16 protein-coding genes and 3 pseudogenes are annotated in these 19,144 nt (G+C 61.8%); 5 read left to right on the top strand and 14 right to left on the bottom strand.

Annotated features, from left to right (window positions below; all coding sequences use genetic code 11):
* Positions 1–61 precede the first annotated feature (61 nt).
* A pseudogene (locus tag AC0L7P_RS15925) lies at positions 62–840 on the top strand (gamma-glutamyl-gamma-aminobutyrate hydrolase family protein).
* Here AC0L7P_RS15925 and AC0L7P_RS15920 read toward each other — a convergent pair.
* The 5 genes and pseudogenes from AC0L7P_RS15920 to AC0L7P_RS15900 form a co-directional block, all read right to left on the bottom strand.
* Positions 835–1,296: a GNAT family N-acetyltransferase gene (locus tag AC0L7P_RS15920; RefSeq protein ID WP_473433613.1), complete on the bottom strand. Its 462-nt coding sequence runs from the start codon at positions 1,294–1,296 to the stop codon at positions 835–837. The pseudogene AC0L7P_RS15925 and the gene AC0L7P_RS15920 sit on opposite strands and share 6 nt — an antisense overlap.
* Complete coding sequence (gene kynU / locus AC0L7P_RS15915) at positions 1,293–2,486, bottom strand: kynureninase (RefSeq protein ID WP_473433612.1); 1,194 nt, start codon at positions 2,484–2,486, stop codon at positions 1,293–1,295. Before kynU ends, AC0L7P_RS15920 begins: the two co-directional genes overlap by 4 nt.
* Positions 2,487–2,496: 10 nt before the next feature.
* Positions 2,497–3,251: pseudogene (locus tag AC0L7P_RS15910) on the bottom strand (SDR family NAD(P)-dependent oxidoreductase).
* 67 nt (positions 3,252–3,318) lie between these two features.
* Positions 3,319–3,717, bottom strand: a complete 399-nt coding sequence (locus AC0L7P_RS15905) for a hypothetical protein (protein WP_473433611.1) — start codon at positions 3,715–3,717, stop codon at positions 3,319–3,321.
* Positions 3,718–3,796: 79 nt separating this feature from the next.
* Positions 3,797–4,843 (bottom strand): alkane 1-monooxygenase, encoded by a 1,047-nt coding sequence (locus AC0L7P_RS15900; protein ID WP_473433610.1) that lies wholly within the window; start codon positions 4,841–4,843, stop codon positions 3,797–3,799.
* A 192-nt stretch (positions 4,844–5,035) separates the two neighbouring features.
* Here AC0L7P_RS15900 and AC0L7P_RS15895 point away from each other — a divergent pair, with 192 nt between their 5' ends.
* Positions 5,036–6,721: an NAD(P)H-dependent oxidoreductase subunit E gene (locus tag AC0L7P_RS15895; RefSeq protein ID WP_473433609.1), complete on the top strand. Its 1,686-nt coding sequence runs from the start codon at positions 5,036–5,038 to the stop codon at positions 6,719–6,721.
* 70 nt (positions 6,722–6,791) lie between these two features.
* Here the strand turns inward: AC0L7P_RS15895 and AC0L7P_RS15890 are convergent, their stop codons facing one another.
* Positions 6,792–7,256 carry a BUD32 family EKC/KEOPS complex subunit gene (locus AC0L7P_RS15890; RefSeq protein ID WP_473433608.1) on the bottom strand — a complete coding sequence of 155 codons (465 nt, stop codon included), beginning with the start codon at positions 7,254–7,256 and terminating at the stop codon, positions 6,792–6,794.
* 349 nt (positions 7,257–7,605) lie between these two features.
* Here AC0L7P_RS15890 and ftsY point away from each other — a divergent pair, with 349 nt between their 5' ends.
* Positions 7,606–8,628: a signal recognition particle-docking protein FtsY gene (ftsY, locus tag AC0L7P_RS15885; RefSeq protein WP_473433607.1), complete on the top strand. Its 1,023-nt coding sequence runs from the start codon at positions 7,606–7,608 to the stop codon at positions 8,626–8,628.
* A gap of 11 nt (positions 8,629–8,639) precedes the next feature.
* Here the strand turns inward: ftsY and AC0L7P_RS15880 are convergent, their stop codons facing one another.
* Positions 8,640–9,107, bottom strand: a complete 468-nt coding sequence (locus AC0L7P_RS15880; protein WP_473433606.1) for an MgtC/SapB family protein — start codon at positions 9,105–9,107, stop codon at positions 8,640–8,642.
* Between the two features lie 60 nt (positions 9,108–9,167).
* On the opposite strand from AC0L7P_RS15880, the gene AC0L7P_RS15875 reads away from it, so the two are divergent.
* Both AC0L7P_RS15875 and AC0L7P_RS15870 read left to right on the top strand, forming a co-directional pair.
* Positions 9,168–10,070, top strand: coding sequence for an EamA family transporter (locus tag AC0L7P_RS15875; protein WP_473433605.1), 903 nt, complete (start codon positions 9,168–9,170; stop codon positions 10,068–10,070).
* 12 nt (positions 10,071–10,082) lie between these two features.
* Positions 10,083–10,679 (top strand): inner membrane-spanning protein YciB, encoded by a 597-nt coding sequence (locus tag AC0L7P_RS15870; protein WP_473433604.1) that lies wholly within the window; start codon positions 10,083–10,085, stop codon positions 10,677–10,679.
* 2 nt (positions 10,680–10,681) lie between these two features.
* Here the strand turns inward: AC0L7P_RS15870 and AC0L7P_RS15865 are convergent, their stop codons facing one another.
* The 7 genes and pseudogenes from AC0L7P_RS15865 to AC0L7P_RS15835 all read right to left on the bottom strand — a co-directional run bounded on the left by AC0L7P_RS15865 (position 10,682) and on the right by AC0L7P_RS15835 (position 19,086).
* Positions 10,682–11,611, bottom strand: coding sequence for a 2-hydroxyacid dehydrogenase (locus AC0L7P_RS15865; protein ID WP_473433603.1), 930 nt, complete (start codon positions 11,609–11,611; stop codon positions 10,682–10,684).
* The gene (gene rodA, locus AC0L7P_RS15860; protein WP_473433602.1) at positions 11,608–12,753 is read right to left on the bottom strand and encodes a rod shape-determining protein RodA; all 1,146 of its coding nucleotides are present in this window, start codon (positions 12,751–12,753) and stop codon (positions 11,608–11,610) included. The genes AC0L7P_RS15865 and rodA overlap by 4 nt, the downstream gene beginning before the upstream one ends.
* A pseudogene (gene mrdA / locus AC0L7P_RS15855) lies at positions 12,750–14,694 on the bottom strand (penicillin-binding protein 2). The gene rodA and the pseudogene mrdA overlap by 4 nt, the downstream one beginning before the upstream one ends.
* The gene (locus tag AC0L7P_RS15850) at positions 14,691–15,230 is read right to left on the bottom strand and encodes a rod shape-determining protein MreD (RefSeq protein WP_473433601.1); all 540 of its coding nucleotides are present in this window, start codon (positions 15,228–15,230) and stop codon (positions 14,691–14,693) included. The pseudogene mrdA and the gene AC0L7P_RS15850 overlap by 4 nt, the downstream one beginning before the upstream one ends.
* Entirely contained in the window at positions 15,223–16,116 is an 894-nt protein-coding gene (gene mreC, locus AC0L7P_RS15845; RefSeq protein WP_473433600.1) for a rod shape-determining protein MreC, read from the bottom strand. Before mreC ends, AC0L7P_RS15850 begins: the two co-directional genes overlap by 8 nt.
* Positions 16,117–16,128: 12 nt before the next feature.
* A complete protein-coding gene (locus tag AC0L7P_RS15840) occupies positions 16,129–17,163 on the bottom strand; it encodes a rod shape-determining protein (protein WP_473433599.1) in 1,035 nt (344 codons plus the stop codon).
* A 348-nt stretch (positions 17,164–17,511) separates the two neighbouring features.
* Entirely contained in the window at positions 17,512–19,086 is a 1,575-nt protein-coding gene (locus AC0L7P_RS15835; RefSeq protein ID WP_473433598.1) for a 2-isopropylmalate synthase, read from the bottom strand.
* Positions 19,087–19,144: the final 58 nt, after the last annotated feature.

Genomic DNA, 19,144 nt, shown 5'->3' with positions numbered 1-19,144 from the left:
GTTGGATATGGGTGCAAAACGCGATAGATACGAGACAAAACAGGCAACAGGACCAGACAGCATGGCACGCCCCATTGTTGGGATCATCGGCAATCAGAACCTTTTGAACGATCAATATCGCGTCACTGCCGGGGGGCTGATGAACTCTGAAGCGATCGCCGATGTCGCGGATGCGCTGCCCCTGATCATTCCGGCCGATCCGCGCCTGGTGTCGGTGCCCGATCTGATGGCGGCCTGTGATGGGTTTCTTTTTACCGGGGGCGGCCCAATGTTCACCCTGCCGAATATGGCGAGGCCGAAACCGAGGCCCACGGCGCCTTTGACCGTGCGCGCGATGCCATCACCCTGCCGCTGGTGCGGGCCTGCGTGGAATGTGGCCAGCCGTTTCTGGGCATTTGCCGGGGTTTCCAAGAAGTAAACGTCGCCATGGGCGGCACCCTTGACCCCGAAATCCGCGATCTGCCGGGGCGCACCAACCACCGGATGCCCCCAGACGGCACCATCGAAGAAAAGTTCGCCCTGCGCCACAGTGTCACTTTCACCCCCGGGGGCGTGTTTCACCGGCTGATGGGGGCGGAAACGGTGATGACGAACACGCTGCACGGGCAGGGCATTCGCACCCCCGGCGCGCAGATCGTCATCGACGGGCGCGCCCCCGATTCCACCCCCGAGGCGATTTTTATCGAAGGGGCGCCCGGTTTTGCCCTGTCGGTGCAATGGCACCCCGAATGGAATGCGGCGAATGACCCAGTGTCGCGCCCGCTGTTTCAGGCATTTGGCGCGGCGGCAGAACGCTGGGCGGCGGGCAAACGCACGCCTGCCATGTCGCGGGTGTCATAACAGCCGGGACATTCGGAAATTTTCCAATGTCACCCCATGGCGTTCCACGGTTTGGGCCGCGTCTTCCTGCCAGCCATGTTTCAGGAAAAACCGCCGCGCCAGATGGCTGGCGTCAGTGGTCAAACGGTGCATGTTTTGTGCGGTGGCATGGGCGAGCGTCCGATCCAAAAGCCGCTTTGCCACCCCCGTGCGCCGGGCATCGGGGTGGACAAAGGCCAGATCAAGATACCCATCCGCGCGCAAAGACATGAACCCGGTAATTGCCCCGTCCTTTTCGGCCAAGGTGGTGTGCATCGCGGCCAGCCTGTTGCGCCAGGCCACATCCATCGGCCCGGTGCCGGCCCATGCCGCCCGCTGTTGCGCGTTATAAAGCGGCCCGGCCCCTTCGAGAATCGCCAAACGGAACAGATCGAAACAGCCCTGTGCATCACCGGGTGCAAAGGCGCGCAAAATCATGTGACCGCTGCGCGCACCTTGTATTCGGGCCTGTCCCACAGGGCGCGCTCCATCACTTCGGCCAGGTGGGCGATGGCGGCGTCCACATCGCTGTTGTCGATATAAAGCGGGGTGAAACCGAATCGCAGAATGTCAGGCGCACGGAAATCACCGATCACGCCGCGCGCAATCAACGCTTGCATGATGGCGTATCCTTCGGGATGGCGGAACGACACCTGACTGCCCCGGGTGGTGGCATCGCGCGGTGATGCCAGGGTCAGATCGGGGCAGCGCGCCTCGACCCCGGCGATGAATTGCTCGCTCAACTCGATCGAGCGCGCCCGCAATTCAGCCATATCCACGCGGTCCCAGATGTCGAGCGCCGCATCCAGCGCCGCCAGTTGGATCACCGGCGGGGTGCCCACGCGCATCCGTTCAATCCCCGGGCCGGGGCGGTAATCAGGATCAAACGCAAAGGGCGCATCATGGCCCAGCCAGCCCGAAAGCGCCGGATCAATCGCATCGGCGTGGCGGGGGGCCACATGAATAAAGGCCGGGCCGCCGGGGCCAGAGTTGAGATATTTATAGGTGCAACCGATGGCAAAATCGGCGTTGCACCCGGCCAGATCCAGTGGCATTGCCCCCGCCGAATGGGCCAGATCCCAGATCACCAGCGCGCCCGCTGCATGGGCGCGGGCGGTCAGATCGGCCATGTCGTGCATCCGTCCGGTGCGATAATCCACATGGGTCAGCATCAGCACCGCGACGCTTTCGTCTATCGCGCCCGCCACATCCTCGGGGGCCGGGGTGCGCAGTTCGTGTTGCTTGTCCAGCGCCCGGATCAGCCCGTTCGCCATATACAGATCGGTCGGAAAGTTGCCGCTGTCGCTGACCACCACCCGGCGATCAGGGCGCAGGGCCAGGGCGGCGGCAAGGGCCTGAAACACCTTGATCGACAGGGTGTCGCCCAGCACCACACTGCCCGCAGGCGCGCCGATCAGCCGGGCGATGCGATCCCCCATCGCGCTGGGGGCGGCCATCCAGCCGGCCTTGTTCCACCCGGTAATCAACAGCTTGCCCCACTCGGCGGTCATCATCTGTGCCACCCGGTCGGGCGCCGCCAAAGGCAGCGGTCCGAGCGAATTGCCGTCAAGATAAATCATGCCTTCGGGCAGGTGGAACATCGCCTTGGTGGCGGCAAAATCGGTCATGGGGGTCCTTTCAGATCTGGCCACCTGAAATTTCGATGGCCTGTCCATTTACACTGCCGGATCCCGGCCCGCAAAGCCAGAGGGCAGCGGCGGCCACTTCATCACATGTGACCAGTCGTTTGTGGGGGTTGGTTTCGGTCATCAACGTCGTGGCATCCGTGGCACTGATGCCTGCGTGGGTGGCGATGGTTGCGGCGTTGCGGGTGACGATGTCGGTGTCCACATAGCCGGGGCAGAGGGCGTTGAACGTGATCGGCCCCCCGCGTAATCGGTGGCCAAGCCCCGGATCAGCCCGATAACCCCATGTTTTGACGCGGTATAGGCCGTTGCGCCCTTTAACCCCTTGATCCCGGCGACCGATGACACGGCGATCACCCGGCCCCATTCCTGCCCCCGCATGGAGCCGAGCGCGGCGCGGATGGTCAGGAAGGCGCCATCAAGGTTGGTGGCCATGATCCGGCGCCAAAAATCCATGTCGGTTTTATGCAGCGCGCGGCCCTCGGCGATGCCGGCATTCGCCACGCAGATCGACAGCGGTCCCCGCGCCGCGACGGCCTGTTCCATGGCGGTGCTCAGCGCGGCTTCGTCGGTGACATCGGCCACGGCGGGGTGCAGGCCGCGCGTGGCGGCTGCGGCCTCCAATGGCGCCGGGCGGCGCCCGGTGATCGTGACCTCGGCACCCGCCGCGGCAAGGGCCCGGGCAATGGCCAGCCCGATTCCGCTGCCCCCGCCGGTGACCAACGCATGTTTGCCTGCAAGTGTCATGGGAGCCTCCGCTGGGATGGCACCAGAGTGCGGGGCGCGGCGCACCTGCGCAACCCGCCAATCGTCATCAGACGCCGATCTTGGGGCCGAGACAGACCATGGGTTTATCGCCCTGGCGCGCTTCGTAAAGTTCACTGGCGGGATCGTCGCCTTGAAATACGGCGCGTAACCCGCTGTTTCCCTTGTAAAACGTCCAGCATTGCGGGCCGGTGCCGTCTTCGTATTCAAAACAGATCTGCGGCCCGGACGTATACCATTCGCCGTCCTTGCATTCGCCATCCATGAAGGACCAGCGCACCTTTTGCCCCGGCAGATATTTCTCAACCCCGTAAGACACGCCGCCCGAATTGAAATAGAGCGTCTTGCCCTGCGTATAGGCGTCGAATTCGGCACCAGACATAGGGGTCTGCGCGGTGGCCTGAGTGGCGCAGAGCGCCATCACGACGAGAGAGAGCAGGTATTTCATCGGCCAACCTTGCCACAGGCTCGCGGTGGGGGAAAAGCGGGTGCAGGTCGTAAAGGGGGGATGGCCGCTCACTTCTTTGTCAGGCGGCGGTGCTCTGGGGCGGGTGGCGCCATTTTTTCGCGCGTTTGTCCATGATCCGATGCCAGGCCGGTGGATAAAGGGCAATGGTCGCCATCACCGGAAGCGAGCGCGGCAGCATCGGCACATCCCCGAGTTCCAACGTTGCAAAGGGTTTGGAGGGATGGGCGTGATGGTCGGAATGGCGCGGTGCGTTCAACATCATTGCCCCGGAATAGCGATGGGGCGCGTTCCAGCTGTGATGCGGTCCCACCGGTTCCAACCGGGACGGATCGGTCCGGTGCCGCACCAGGCCATAGTGTTGCACATAGTCGGATAACAGCAGTTGTGCCTGCGCAAACCCCGCAAGCGCGAGATACCACAACAGGCCGACCAGCCCGCCAATCACCAAAGCCAGCCCGGCAAAGCCGATTCCGCCAAGGATATAAACCACATAAGGGTGGCGCAATATGCCAAGGCGCAGCCCGCGCCGGGCAATCAGCGCGGTTTCCATATCGCGCCCGGCGACAAACCCTGCGGGCCAGGCGCGGGCGGCAAAGGCATAAAACGATTCGCCCAGTTGTGCGGTGTTCGGATCGTCGAGAGAGCCGACAAAGCGGTGGTGCACCTTGGGATGTGCCGAGGTGTGGTGGCCAAACAGCAGCGAGATATAGAGCCATTTCCCCACCCGAAACAGCCGCCGGTCACTGCGATGAATCAGTTCGTGAGCGTTGGAATTGCTGATCTGGCCCAGCCACAGGCCAACCCCGAAAAACACACCGATATGTTCGAGAGGCGAGAGCATGCCACCCCGGCCAAGGGCATAAATGGCGGAAAATAAAAGAAGAACATGCGCCCCCGCCAGAACCAGGGACAGGGTGTCGCCCGCCGGGAATTCAGCGGAATCGTCGGGGTCATGGGCCACCAGTCGATCCAGCACAGCCACCAGCACCGTCATGCAGATCAACCCCAGCCAGAGCGCAGGCCCGCCCAGCCAGGTGCCCAGCAGCAAAGGCAGGGCAGGCAACAAGGTTGCGATGGCAAAAAGGCGGTGCGACCCAATCATCATGGCTGTCATCCTAACAGGAATTTTCCGAATAATCAGTGAACAAGATGGCGCAAGTTGGGCGCGCTTGTTTCCGATTGGCGACACACCAGGCCGAATGATGCCTTGTTGGGCGCGCCGGGTGTCGCATTTGGCGTGGGCGCAGATACGCCCGAGGGGTAGGCTGCGGAAGAATTGACAAGGGCAGGACGTGAGATGGCACTGGATGAACGCAAGGGAGTTTGGAAATCAGGCAAGGGGCGGGGGCGCAAAACCCCCAAGGGACGGCAGATTGACGACAGCGCCCACGCGCGGGTGCGCGATCTTTTGGGGGAACGGCCCCGGCGCCGTGATCTGTTGATCGAACATCTGCACCTGATCCAGGATGCCGAGGGGTGCCTTTCGGCGCCGCATCTGCGCGCCTTGGCCGAGGAAATGCGCCTGTCCATGGCTGAGGTCTATGAAGTTGCGAGCTTTTATGCCCATTTCGATGTGGTGAAAGAGGGAGAGGCGCCGCCGCCTGTCCTGACGATCCGCGTTTGCGATTCACTGTCTTGCGAATTGGCCGGGGCGCAGGCGTTGAAATCGGCGCTGGAAGGGGGCGTTGATCCGGGACAGGTGCGGGTGCTGCGTGCGCCCTGTATGGGGCGCTGCGATACGGCGCCGGTTTTGGAAATCGGCCACAATCATATTGACCATGCGACCCCGGAAAAGGCGCTGGCCGCGATTGCGGCGGGCGATACCCACTGTCACATTCCCGACTATCAGGCGTTGGATGCCTATGTTTTCGACGGCGGATATAGCACTTTTGCCACATTGCGCGAGAATGGCGATTGGCAGGAGGTGCAGGAGAGGATCGCGCAATCGGGGCTGCGCGGGTTGGGCGGTGCCGGGTTTCCGTCGGGCAAGAAATGGGGCTTTGTGCGGGCCAATGCCGGGCCAAGATATCTGGCGGTGAACGGCGATGAGGGCGAGCCGGGAACCTTCAAGGACCGGTTTTACCTGGAGCGTACGCCGCATCTGTTTCTGGAGGGGATGCTGATCGCCGCCTGGGCCGTCGAGGCGGAAACCTGTTTCATCTATATGCGCGATGAATATCCGGCGGTGCTCGAGATTCTGCGCCGTGAAATCGCGGCGCTGGAGGGCGCGGGGATCGTAAAACCCGGGTATATCGATCTGCGCCGGGGGGCGGGGGCCTATATCTGTGGTGAGGAGAGCGCCATGATCGAAAGCATTGAAGGCAAACGAGGAATGCCGCGTCACCGCCCGCCCTATGTGGCGCAGGTCGGGCTGTTTGACCGTCCGACGCTGGTACATAACATCGAAACCCTGCATTGGGTCGCGCGGGTCTGTCGCGAGGGGCCTGAGATTCTGTCGTCGGTGGAAAAGAACGGGCGCAAGGGGCTGCGCAGTTTTTCTGTATCTGGGCGCGTGGCACAGCCGGGGGTTTACCTGCTTGCGGCGGGGGCGACGATTCTGGATATCATCGAGGCGGCGGGGGGCATGGCCGGGGGGCATGTGTTCAAGGCCTATCAGCCGGGCGGGCCGTCTTCGGGCATCCTGCCTGCAAGTGTGGCTGATGTGCCGCTGGATTTCGACACGTTGCAACCTTTGGGGACGTTTATCGGCTCGGCCGCTGTGGTGGTTCTGTCGGATCAGGACAAGGTGCGGGATGCGGCGCTGAACATGCTGCGGTTTTTCGAGGATGAGAGCTGTGGGCAATGTACGCCTTGCCGGGTGGGCTGTGAAAAGGCCGTCAAGTTGATGCAGGCCGAGACCTGGGATGTGGGGCTGTTGGAGGAGTTGTGCGACACCATGGCCGACGCATCAATCTGCGGCCTGGGACAGGCGGCGCCGAATCCGATCCGCCTGACCATCCGGCATTTCCCCGACGAGGTGTGATCCAAAGGCGCGCCTGCGGCGCATTCGATTTTTCCGGTTGGCGCCCGGCTGATCCGTTGGTGTGCCGGGGTCAGGGGGCGGCGAAGGTGGCAAGGGTGATCGGTATCGCTTTGAATTCTTTTGCTTTTCCAGGGCCGCGCATTTGGATCGGTTTGGTTGCCCAATTCACCCAGCGCATCCGGTGGCACCAGGTGCGGGCGCGGGGCCAGATACCGCCGGGATCATTGGCGCGATAGGTTTCGATAGCCGCGGCCATTTCCGGCGTCATGCCGCGCCCCACAGTCAGGCCGTTGAACACGAACATCACCAGATCCTTGGCGTGGCCGTCGGGCGTATTGCGGTGGGGGGCGTAGCGTTCGAGATCGAGAAAGGTGATTGCCGCCTCGTTCCAGCAGATATCCTTGAGCGAGGGGCGCCCGTGGCTGAGGCCGCTTTGATGCAGGTTGGCAAGCGCGCGCCCTGCGGCGCGGAACGGGTGAAGATCGCCGTTCCCCTTTATGAGCAATGTGTTGAGCGGCTGGCCGCTATCGGCCATGGCGAAGAAATCGGGGCCTTCGGCGAGGATGCGGGGGGCAGGTGCGCCCTGTCGCGCCCATTCGTGCAGGGCGGCGCGTTCGGCCTCGAACGCCTTGGCGGAATCCCCTTTTGCAACCGGCGCAGTGGCCCCAATGTTTCGGGCCGTTTGAGCCAGATCACCTGTCCGCGATGGTCCACCCGCTGCACCCGCGCGGGGGTGGCGGCCAGTGCGGCGCGCAAAACGGGCAAGAGCGTGTCATCAACCATGGGGCAGATATACGTCGCCGCGCCGGGCGATACAAACCCCCGCCCTTCCATCCGGGCCCTAACTGGCCTAACTGGAAGGCAAGGATTTTGAAGGGGCTGACATGTCATTTTTCAACAAGCTGAAAAGCAAGTTGTTCAAGAGTTCCTCCAGGCTGGAGGAGGGGGTGGATGCCATTGTTGGTGATGAGCCTGAACCTGCGGCTGAGCCATCGGCCCCGGCGCCCGCTGCGCAGGTCAAGCCGGGCCTGATGAACCGGATCACAGGGCGGGGGAGCGACGAGGACGTGGCGCGCCGGGCGCTGGATGATGACATGTTGGAACAATTGGAGGATCTGTTGATCACTGCCGACATGGGCGTGCAGACCGCCACCCGGGTGACGGCCAACATGGCCGAGGGGCGGTTTGGCAAACGCATGTCATCGGGTGAAATCCGCGCGCTGATGGCCCAGGAAATCGCCCGGATCATGGAACCGGTGGCGCGGCCCATGCCGCTTTATCCCAACCGTCCGCAGGTTGTTCTGGTGGTGGGGGTGAACGGGTCGGGCAAGACCACGGCGATCGGCAAGCTGGCGTCGCAATTCCGCGCCGCCGGTAAATCGGTGGTGATCGCGGCGGGCGATACGTTTCGCGCCGCGGCGGTCGAGCAATTGCAGGTCTGGGGCGAACGGGCGGGCGTGCCGGTGCTGACCGCGCCCGAAGGGTCGGACCCGGCCAGTCTGGCCTTTGATGCGATGACCAAGGCCGAGGCATCGGGTGCGGATCTGTTGTTGATCGACACGGCGGGGCGGTTGCACAACCGTGCCGATCTGATGGAGGAACTGAGCAAGATCGTGCGTGTGATCCGCAAGAAAGACCCGACCGCGCCCCATAACACCCTGTTGGTGCTGGATGCGACGACGGGTCAGAACGCGCTGCAACAGGTTGAGATATTTCAGAAGCTTGCCGATGTCAGCGGGCTGGTGATGACCAAGTTGGACGGCACGGCGCGGGGTGGCGTTCTGGTGGCGCTGGCTGATCGGTTCGGCCTGCCGATCCATGCCATTGGTGTGGGCGAACAGATCGACGATCTGTCACCCTTTGACCCCGAGGAATTTGCCCTGGCCCTGACCGGCAGCGCGGTCTGAGCGATGCACGCTCAGGTTTCGAGCTGTCGCAGCGCCCAGAGAACGGTGACACAGATCACCGTGGCAATGGCCGCCAACGGCACCTGTCCGGCGCCGCAGGCCAGCCCGATTGCCCCGGCCAGCCACATGCCCGCGCCGGTGGTCAGATTATGCACCTTGGCCCCTTGGGTGAAAATCGCGCCCGCCGCCAAAAAGGCGACACCGGCGGTTACCGCCTCGATCAGGCGCAGGGGATCGACGCGCAGATCGGCGTCGGCGCCAAAGGGCAGGCTGCCGATGCTTTGGGAAATGATGACGAACAGACAGGCGGCCATGGCGATCAGGATATGGGTGCGCAAGCCGGCCGCCTTTGAGCGCAGTTCGCGTTCATATCCGATGGCCCCACCCAGAATCACCGCCACCACCAGCCGAAGCGTGGCGACATCCACCGGAACCACGGTGAATGTACCGCTGAGATCGTTCAGAATATTGTCAAACATGCGCCCCCGCTTGCCGGTCATTTTGCTTTCAACGCGCCAGACCGTCAGGGGGTTTCACCCATGAGCGATTGGTTGATGTCTCTTGAAGGGACGGCGCAGGGGCATCAACTGGCGCTGATCCTTGCCCTGACGGCGGCGATTCTGCATGCGATTTTCGGCGCGCTGCAAAAGGGGGTGCATGATCCCTGGCTGACCCGGGGGGTGATTGATTCGTTCATTTTCATCTTTGCCCTGCCGATTGCCCTGTTTGTTGTGCCATGGCCGGAAGGGGGCCAATGGCTTTTGTTGCTCGGGGCTTTGGGCATTCACTTTACCTATAAGATGGGGATGGCGCTGGCATATTCCCGGGGGGCGTTTACCGTGGTTTATCCCGTGGTGCGCGGCACCGGGCCGCTGTTCACGGTCATTGGTGCATGGTTGATTTTCGGCGAAACATTCGCCCCGATGCAATGGGCCGGGGTTGCGGTTTTGCTGACCGGGATATTCGGGTTGGCGGTGTATAACCTGATCTTTATCGACGTGCAGCGCGATACGCTGGTACCGGCGCTTTGGTTCGCCCTTGGCACCGGGGGAATGGTGGCGATCTATACCACCTATGATGCGTTCGGCATCCGCGCCACGCCTGATCCATTCACCTTTCTGGCGTGGTTTTTCGTGATCACCGCCGTTGATTTCCCGGTTATCGGGCTGGTGCGGTATCGCCGTATGGCGCTGCGCCCGGCCTTGCGCCCGTTGCTGTGGCGTGGGGCAATCGGGGCAATCATCGCCTTTGGCAGCTTTGGGTCGGTGATGATGGCCACCCGGCTGGACAAGGTGGGCGAGGCGGCGGTGCTGCGCGAAACATCAACCGTGTTCGCGGCGCTGATTGGCTGGCTTGTGCTGGGCGAAACGGTCGGGCCACGGCGCATGATACTGATGGCATTGATCGCAGCGGGCGCTGTGATAGTTGAAATGGGAGGCTGACGGGAGACAATGATGCAGGAAAAATCAATTCCACCATGGCTTAAGACCGCGCTGGAGCTGGGGCCGGTCGTGTTGTTTTTTATCGGCTATGTGATGCTGCGCGACCGGGTGTTCACCATCGGCGGCACCGAATATTCGGGCTTTATCGTGGTGACGGCCGCGTTCATCCCGTTGATGGCGTTCAGCACGTTTCTGCTTTGGCGCCTCACCGGCAAGCTGAGCAAGATGCAGCTTTTGACGCTGGTTCTGGTCGTGGTCTTTGGCGGGCTGACCGTCTGGTTCAACGATGAGCGGTTCTTCAAGATGAAACCGACGCTGATTTACCTGATCTTCGGATCGATCCTTGGCGTGGGGCTGTTGCGCGGGCAATCTTACCTGCGGGTGGTGATGGAGGATATGATTCCGCTGAAAGACGAAGGCTGGATGATCCTGACCCGCCGTTTCACCCTGTTTTTCTTTGGCCTTGCCATTGCGAACGAAGTGATCTGGCGCACCATGTCCACCGACGCCTGGGTGAATTTCAAAACCTTTGGCCTGACCGCAGCAATGTTTGCCTTTTTCATGTTTCAGGGCAAATTGTTCGAAACCTACGGCAACCGCGAAAAATAATCTCAGTATCCGGCGGCGCGATCCACGAGGTTGAGAAGGGGCGCGCCGTTTTCACAACGCGAAATGTTTTCCGCAATCAGGTGCGCGGCAGAGCCGGGGCGCGTGGTGCTGGCGATATGCGGGGTGACGGTCACGCCGGGATGGTGCCAGAACGGGTGATCGGCGGGCAGAGGTTCGGTGCGGAACACGTCAAGCGTGGCATGGGCGATCTGCCCGGTGTTCAACGCCGCAAGCAGCGCGTCATCGTCGATCAGCGGCCCACGGCCCGGGTTTATCACAAAGGCACCCTGGGGCATAAGTGCAAGGGTTTCAGCGTTCAGCATGTTTTCGGTCTCGGGCGTCTGGGGCAGCAGCAGCACCAGAATATCACTGCGCCGCAGAATATCGTGCAACCCGTCCGGGCCATGAAAACAGGCCACACCCTCAAGGGTCTTGCGCCGTCTGCTCCACCCGGCCACATCGAAATTCAGCGCCCGCAATGCCTCGGCACAGGCCGCGCCCAAGGTGCCAATCCCCAGGATGGAAACACGCCGATCACGGGCAAGGGGCGGCGTGACCGGGGCCCAGCGGCCATTCTGCCCGGTGATTTGTGCATCCATGCCCAGATGATGGCGCAGCACATGGCCGGTGACCCATTCCACCATGCCCTCGCGCAATGCAGAATCCGCCATGCGCGCCAAGGGTTGTGTCAGCGTCGCATTGCCCACCACAGTTTCAACCCCGGCCCAAAGGCCAAGCACCGCCTTGCAGCGGGTGAAGGGGGTGAAATCTTTCACCGGGCCGCTGGGGGCAAAGATGATGTAATCCACCACCTCGGGCGCATGATCGCGCGACAGGGCGACGTTCAGCCCGGCCTTGGCAAAAGCGGCGTTCAGGGGCGCCTGATAGTCGGACCAGCCTTCGGCACGGGCCGAAAACAAAACATTGATCATCGTCCACGCGGCCTGTGGACATGGGCGGATTGGGTCAGCCCGAAGGCCACGAGCAGCACCAGCATGGCTGATCCTCCATAACTTACCATGGGCAAAGGCACGCCCACGACCGGCGCCAACCCCATGACCATCGACATGTTGACGGCAAAGAACAAAAAGAACGTCACCCCGACGCCAAGGGTCAGAAGGGAACCAAAGCGGTCCTTGTTGTTCATCGCCGAGGAAAAGCAGAACACGATGATCAGCGCATACAGGACCAACAGCGAAATAGCACCGATAAAGCCGAATTCTTCGGCCAGGGTGGTGAAAATGAAATCGGTGTGTTTTTCGGGAAGGAAATTCAGCCGCGACTGGGTGCCCTGCATGAAACCACGCCCCGTCCAGCCGCCTGATCCGAGGGCAATTTTTGATTGGGTGATGTGATATCCGGCGCCAAGCGGGTCGCTTGAGGGATCAAGGAAGGTGTCGATCCGGCGATATTGGTAATCCTTCAGCAACTGCCAATCCGTCCCGCGTGATGTAAACACCGCCGAGATGAGGCCAACGCCCATTCCCACGACCACTGCAAAATACCACCAACTGACCCCGGCGAGAAACATGATCGCGCCACCGCCGATAACCAGCAGCAGGGCCGTGCCAAGATCGGGCTGGCGCAGCACCAAAGCCGTCGGCACAAGGATCAAAAGCAACGGAACCGCCACCCACAGGGGGTGCGATGTCTTGCGAATATCAAGCCAGTCGTAATAGGCGGCAAGCATCATCACCAGCGTGATCTTGGTCAATTCGCTGGGCTGAAAGCGCACTACTCCCAGATCAATCCAGCGCTGCGCGCCCATGCCGGTGGTGCCGAAAAGTTCAACGAACAGCAACAGCAGCACCGACAGGCCATAGGCAAGCCCGGCCATGTTGCGCCAGAACCAGATCGGCACCATCGCGATAATCAGCATCAGCCCCATGCCAAAGCCAAAGCGTTTCATCTGCGGTTCCGCCCACGGCATGAGTGATCCGCCCGCGACGGAATAAAGCATCACGAACCCGACCGATGCCACCGCCGTGAGCAACAGGATCAGCGGCCAGTTCAGATGCAGAATCTTCGACAGGCCCGTGGGAACGGTTTTGACGTTATATTCAAGATAGCTCATGCGCGGTCGCTGCCCGGAGTGGGGGCGCTGCTGCGCACGGGCAGCCCGCTGAGCAATTCGCGAACGCGGCCGCGCTGACTGGCGGGATAGGACGAAAGCGGCGGCATTTCGCCATGAAGCGCATAAAGCAGAATGTCGCGTGCAATCGGCGCGGCGACAGCTGATCCGCCGCTGCCATGTTCGACCACAACCGAAACTGCGATTTGTGGATCATCAAAGGGGGCAAAGCAGACGAACAGCGCGTGATCGCGCCGGTCCCACGGCAGATCGGCGTTGCTGGTCACGCCACGGGCGCGTTCGGCGGCGGTGATGTTGCGTACCTGACTGGTGCCGGATTTGCCCGCCATGCGGCGCCCGTTATCGTCGATACGGGCGGAAAATCCGGTGCCGCGCCGGGTGTTGGACACGGCGAACATGCCTTTGCGGGCCAGACGCAGGTGATTTTCGTTAAATCCCAGGGGTTCGGCGCCAACGATGGGGGTTTCCACGCCATCAATGGATTTGATCAGCCGGGGCGCGATCGAGGTGCCGCTGGCCAGACGTGCGGTCATGACCGCCAATTGCAGCGGCGACGCCAGAACATAGCCCTGCCCGATCGAGGCGTTCAGGGAATCGCCGATCAGCCAATCCTTGCCATACCGTTCGCGTTTCCAGGCCTTGTCGGGCATGATTCCGCCAGTGACGGCAGACATGGGAATGTCGAACTTTTCGCCAAACCCGAAACGCCGGGCGGTTTCGGCGATCTTGTCGACCCCCACCCGCTGGGCCATCTCGTAATAATAGACGTCGCAGGATTGCTGGAGACTTTTCTCAAGATCGACATACCCGTGACCGCCGCGTTTCCAGCAGTGAAACCGCCGGTTTCCCAGTTCTGTGTATCCGGGGCAGTAAACGGTATCTTCGGGGCCGATTTCCCCCGAGATCCAGGGCGGCCATGGAAACCATCATCTTGAAGGTCGAACCGGGCGGATAGGCGCCCTGCACCGCCTTGTTGGCCAGGGGGCGATAGGGATTTTCCGTCAGTGCGGCGTAATCCTTTACGGAAATGCCGCGCACGAATTTGTTCGGGTCAAACGTCGGGGCGCTGCCCACCGCCAAAAGATCGCCAGAGCGCGCATCCATCACCACCGCCGAGGCGCTTAACCCCAGGGACAGTCGCGCTTCGACAAAGTTTTGCAGCATATTGTTGACGGTCAGTTGCAGATTGGCCCCCGGGGTGCCGGTGTCACGGCTCAGCTCTCGCATCACCCGTCCGGCGGCGTTGACCTCGATCCGCTTGCTTCCGGCCTTGCCGCGCAGGGACCGTTCGTATTTGTTTTCAACGCCGGTCTTGCCGATCTGGAATTTCGGGATCTGCAACAGCGGATCGTCGTCTTCGATCCGGTTCAGATCGTAATCGCTGACCGGGCCGACATAGCCGACGATATGGGCAAAATCCTGACCCAACGGATAATGCCGGGTCAGCCCCACATCGGGGGTGATGCCGGGCAGGGCCGGGGCGTTGACGGCGACCGTGGCGATGTCTTCCCATGATCGCTGATCGGTCAGCGTGACCGGCACAAACGGCGAGCGGCGCTTCATTTCGCGCAGGGACCGTTCGAGTTCTTCGGGGTCGAGGTAAATCAGGTGGCGCAACCGCTCGATCACCATATCCACATCGCCCGCATCCTCGCGCACGATGACGATCCGGTAATTCTGGGTGTTTTCGGCCAGCGGCACGCCACTGCGGTCAACGATCAATCCGCGCGCCGGGGCGATCAGGCGCATGTTTATGCGGTTTTCTTCGGCCAGAAGGCGAAATTCATCGGCCTGATCGACCTGCATCTGGTGCATCCGCCAGCCCAGAACCCCCAGAATACCCATTTGCAGCCCGCCCAGGACAAGCCCGCGGCGGGTGATTTTGCGAGTGCTGGCCTCGGTGTCTTTGGGCGAACGTCTCATGCGCGGCGCCCCATTGCGTCAGCCTCGCCCGGTGTAACCTTGCGTATCCCGATCACGTAACGCGACAGGGCCACCAGCACCGGATAGGACAGGATCGAAACAATCATTTGCAGGAAGGTTAACGAAAGAACCGGCTGGTCCACCAGAAAAATCGCGAGAACCAACGCATTTGTGAGCGTCATCACCAGCAGTGTACCCGCCACCAACAGCCATTCCACCAGAAACGGCAGATCCTTGGAAAACGGTTGCCGGGCGCGCAGAAATTCCAGCCCCATCACCACCAAAGCCGTCCAGAGGCCAAGGGGCCGCATGAACAAAATGTCGGTCACGAGAATCACCAGCGCCACCAGCAGAATCGGCACATAATCGGGCCGCCGCATCACCCAGGCAAAGGCCAGCAACGTCAGGATGTCAGGCCCCGGCACCCGCGCATCGCCAATGCGGAAGGGCAGGATTTCGACAAAGACGACGGCGACGGCCAGCGCCACGAACAGGGCACGGAATGCCCATTGCCTGCGGGACAGGGAATCAACCATCTCGGTTGACCTCGGGGGCGGCGGGCCGGTCCGGGGTCACAAGCGCGCCCGGGTCGGTGATGGTTTCGCCGGTGTGGCTGCGCAGCACCCGCAGAAACTCCAACCGTTCGTAATCGGCGGCAAGGCGCACGCGCAATTGCCGGTCAACCCCGAGGGCGACCTGTCCCACCAGAAGACCTGCGGGAAACACGCCGCCATCGCCCGAACTGATCACCCGGTCGCCCGGGCGAACGGCCTCGGGGGCCTCAAGGAAATCCAGCAGGGGCAGGGGGCTGTTGTCGCCGGCCAGAATGCTGCGCTGGCCCGACGGCTGAATCGTAACGGGAATGCGGCTGTTGGTGTCGTTCAGCAGAATCACCCGCGCGCTGCTTTCGCCCACGCCCGAAACCCGCCCGACAAGCCCCAGACCATCGGTGGTGGCCCAGCCGTTCTGAATGCCGTCGCGGGCGCCCACGTTCAACAGCACCGACTGGCGGAACGGGCTGCCGCTGTCGGCCAGCACGACGCCGGTGATAAAGGTCAGGGACGGATCAAGGCGCACCTTGTTCAGATCCAGCAGCTTGGCGTTTTCCTGCTCCAGTTGCAGGGCGGCCTCTTTCCACGCCTTCATCTGTTGCAATTCGCGGCGCAACTCCTGATTCTGTTCATAGATGCGGCTGTAGCTTTGAAAATCTTCGACCATCCCGGCCAGTTTGGTGACCGGCACCAGCGCCCATGAAAAGGATGGCACGACGCGATCAATGATCTGGGCGCGCATTCGTTCGGCGCGGGGGCTATCGATGCGCCAGAACAGGAAAATCGCAAGGCACAACACCACGATCCCACCCACCAGAATGCGGCGGATGGTGCGGGTATAGTGTTCGCTGGTGCCTCGGTCGCGTGCCATTCATGGCCCCGCTTAGCTGTCGTAGTCGATCACGTGGCGCAGTTGTTTTTCATATTCCAGCGCCTTTCCGGTGCCAAGCGCCACGCAATTGAGCGATTCGTCGGCCACCGAAACGGCCAGCCCGGTCTGTTCGCGCAGGGCCAGGTCGAGATCGCCCAACAAGGCGCCACCGCCGGTCAGCATCACGCCGCGGTCCACGATGTCGGCGGCCAGATCGGGGGTCGCCTCAAGGGCGATCATCACCGCCTCGCAGATCTGCTGCACCGGTTCGGCCAGGGCCTCGGCCACTTGTGCCTGATTGATTTCGGTTTCCTTTGGCACACCGTTCAGCAGGTCGCGCCCGCGAATTTGCAGCGCCGCGCCGCGCCCGTCGTCGGGCATCCGCGAGGTGCCGATGGTGGTCTTGATCCGCTCGGCCGTGGATTCCCCGATCAACAGGTTTTGCTGACGGCGCAGATAGCTGATGATCGCTTCGTCCATCCGGTCGCCGCCCACGCGCACGGAGCGCGCATAGACGATGTCACCCAGGGACAGCACGGCCACTTCGGTTGTACCGCCGCCTATGTCGACAACCATGTTGCCCGTCGGGTCGGTGATCGGCATCCCCGCGCCGATGGCGGCGGCGATCGGTTCGGCGATGAGGCCGGCCTTGCGCGCCCCCGCGCTGATGACCGACTGACGGATCGCGCGTTTTTCCACCGGTGTCGCGCCATGGGGAACACAGACGATGATCTTGGGTTTGCTGAATGTGGTGTGGCGATGCACCTTGCGGATGAAGTGCTTGATCATCTCTTCGGCCACGTCGAAATCGGCGATCACGCCCTCGCGCATGGGGCGGATGGCCTGAATGCTGCCGGGGGTGCGCCCCAGCATCAGTTTGGCATCTTCGCCCACGGCCAGAACCTGTTTGCGCCCATCTTTCAGGTGATAGGCGACAACCGAAGGTTCGTTCAGAACGATACCCTTGCCCTTGACATAGACCAGCGTATTCGCCGTTCCCAGATCAATGGCCATGTCAGACGAAAACAGACCGCTAAAACTTCCCATTGGCAGGCAGCCCCCAATTATGATGTCGGGTCCGCGACTCCACCCGGTGCGCAGACGAGGCCGCGTTATAGGCGGGGGCGCTCAACAGCGAAAGGCCCCGCGCCAGAGAATTCGGCGCATTCCCGCGCGACGGGTGGTCGCGGCGGGCGTTAAAAACTGCAAGATTGTTGAATAAGTGAAATTTTAGCTGGAGCAGGCTTTGAAAAATTCACGATAATGTTCCAAAAGTGAAATTTCTGGCGGTGCGAAAATAACCTGAAAATCACCGGGATAATCCTCGGGTTCATCCGTTTGATGGTGCGTGGCATGGGTGCGGGGCCGCTGAAATGGCGGCCCCGCGCCCGGGACTCAGCCCGCGTCCTTATAGCTGACGCCCTTTACATCGGCATCCGGCCCGGCCATTTCACGTCGGATCAGCAGCCGGTTCAACGCCGCCACATAGGCCTTGGCGCTGGCCAGAACGGTGTCGGTGTCGGCGGATTCGCCCGTCACGATCCGACCGTTTTCTTCCATACGGACGGTGACGGTGGCCTGTGCGTCGGTGCCTTCGGTCACGGCATGGACCTGATAAAGCTGCAACCGGGCGTCGTGGCTGACCAGTTGTTTGATCGCCTTGAATGTCGCATCAACCGGGCCGTCGCCCGTGGCGGTGACCTGTTGATCAGCGCCATCGACGCTCAGGGTCAGTTCGGCGGTTTGTGGCCCTTCGGTGCCACAGATCACGCGCAGGGATTTGATCGTCACCCGCTCGCCGCCGCCCTGGGACTGATCGCGCATCAGCGCCTCCAGATCCTCTTCATAGACCTCTTTCTTGCGATCCGCCAAATCCTTGAACCGCACAAACACGTCGTTCAACTGGTTATCGGCCAGATCGAACCCCAGTTCCTTGAGTTTGGCGCGCAGGGCAGCGCGGCCCGAATGTTTGCCCAGAACCAGATTAGTTTCCTTCAGGCCCACATCGGAGGGGCGCATGATTTCAAAGGTTTCGGCGTTTTTCAGCATGCCATCCTGATGGATGCCCGATTCGTGGGCAAAGGCATTTTTGCCGGCGATCGCCTTGTTATATTGCACCGGAAAGCCCGAAACCGTCGCCACCCGGCGCGAAATATGCATCAGTTTGGTCGTGTCGATGCCGGTTTGCCAAGGCATGATGTCGTGGCGCACCTTCAGGGCCATGACCACCTCTTCCAGGGCGGTATTGCCTGCCCGTTCGCCCAAGCCGTTGATTGTGCATTCAATCTGGCGTGCGCCACCGGCCACGGCGGCCAGTGAATTGGCCGTCGCCATGCCCAGATCGTTGTGGCAATGGGTGGCGAATATCACCTCGTCGGCGCCCGGCACCTCGGCGATCAGCATGCGGATCAGATCGGCGGATTCCACCGGCGCGGTATAGCCAACGGTGTCGGGAATGTTGATCGTTTTCGCCCCGGCCTTGATCGCGATTTCCACGGTGCGTTTCAGGTAATCCATCTCGGTGCGCGTTGCATCCATGGGCGACCATTGGATATTGTCGCACAGGTTGCGCGCGTGGGTCACCGTGTCGTGGATGCGTTCGGCCATCTGATCCTGATCCAGATTGGGGATGGCGCGGTGCAGGGGCGAAGTGCCGATAAAGGTGTGAATGCGTGGCTGTGCGGCGTGTTTCACTGCCTCCCAGCAGCGGTCGATGTCTTTGAAATTGGCGCGGGCCAAGCCGCAGATCACCGCATTTTTGCTGCGTTTCGCAATCTCGCTGACGGCATTGAAATCGCCCTCTGACGCGATGGGAAAGCCCGCTTCGATCACATCGACGCCCATATCATCCAGCAGTTCGGCAATTTCGAGCTTTTCCGCATGGGTCATGGTGGCGCCGGGGGATTGTTCGCCGTCGCGCAGGGTGGTGTCGAAAATCACGACGCGGTCGCGTTTTGAAGTATCGGTCATGTCATTGGTATCCTTGGTGCTTCTGAAACTCCGACGCTGGTTCACCCCTGAGCGGTCG

It is taken from the genome of Oceaniglobus sp. K40-3, from assembly GCF_055808395.1.
Note: the sequence above shows the minus strand (reverse complement) of the source record. Positions and strands in the feature narration are given on the sequence as shown.